Below are 1095 nucleotides of genomic sequence, written 5' to 3'. Positions count from 1 at the left end.
GTGCAACACCTGACCTTTCCGGTACGGTGTTGCCCCTATGTCTTATTCCGAACTCAGCGTTGAAGAACGCGCCACCATTCAAATCGCTCGTGCCCAAGCGTTCAGCCTGCGAAGAATTGCCTACTTGATCAATCGCTCCCCTTCGACCATCAGCCGGGAGCTGCGACGCAATCGGGATGTCTGCGGCAGCTACTCGGCCCGCGTGGCCCAGCAGCAGATGCAGGCCCGCCGCCAGGTTTGTCGACCGATGCGAAAGCTATTGCCGGGTAGCGAGCGCTTCGAGTTGGTGGCCCATATGCTGCGTGAGCGTTTGTCTCCCGAGCAGATTGCCGGCAAGCTGCGCACTATGAACATTCCCAGCCTCAGAGATGCCTACGTCTGTCGCGAGACGATCTATAACGCGATCTATGCCTTGCCGGTCGGCGAGCTGCGTAAGGAGCTGATCATCTGCCTGCGCCAAAGCAAGGCAACGCGCCGGCCGCGCTCTGGTGGTGTGGACCGGCGCGGCCAGATCCCCGAAATGGTCAGCATTCATGTGCGCCCGCCGGAGATCGAAGACCGGCTGATGCCGGGGCATTGGGAGGGCGACCTGATCAAGGGCAAAGCCAACGCCTCGTCCGTAGGCACGTTGGTGGAGCGCACCAGTGGCTACCTGATGTTGGTGAAGATGAATGATGCGACGGCAACTTCGGCGATGGAGGGCTTCAGTGCGGCGCTCAATGGCATGCCGCTGGCTATGCGCAAGAGCATGACCTACGACCAGGGCCGAGAAATGGCGCGGCATGCTGAAATCACCCAGCAGACCGGGGTAGCCATCTACTTCTGCGACCCGCACAGCCCCTGGCAGCGCGGCAGTAACGAAAACATCAACGGTTTGATCCGTCAGTACCTGCCCAAGGGGACGGACTTGTCGGGACACAGCCAGGAACAGTTGGATGCCATTGCCTTGCAACTGAATATGCGCCCCCGTAAACGCTTCGATTTCAAATGTCCGATCGAAATGATGGGCGAGGTGATGCAGAACGCCATGACTATGCGGCACGATGCGCCCGCTTCAATTCAATAACCGTGTTGCACTCAGCTCCTGCAACCGCC

1 protein-coding gene is annotated in these 1095 nt (G+C 59.6%); it reads left to right on the top strand.

Going from position 1 to position 1095, the window contains the following annotated elements; genetic code table 11:
• The first annotated feature begins 37 nt into the window (after nucleotides 1-37).
• Nucleotides 38-1066, top strand: coding sequence for an IS30 family transposase (locus tag AC19YT_RS28260; RefSeq protein ID WP_500600441.1), 1029 nt, complete (start codon nucleotides 38-40; stop codon nucleotides 1064-1066).
• Nucleotides 1067-1095: the final 29 nt, after the last annotated feature.

It is taken from the genome of Pseudomonas sp. MF08875, from assembly GCF_059862525.1.
The sequence above is the reverse complement of the archived record's forward strand: the minus strand, read 5'-3'. Positions and strand labels throughout refer to the sequence as shown.

Excerpts from the sequence above, each read along its gene's own strand:
- AC19YT_RS28260 (WP_500600441.1), top strand. The coding sequence starts at position 38 with ATGTCTTATTCCGAACTCAGCGTTGAAGAACGCGCCACCATTCAAATC.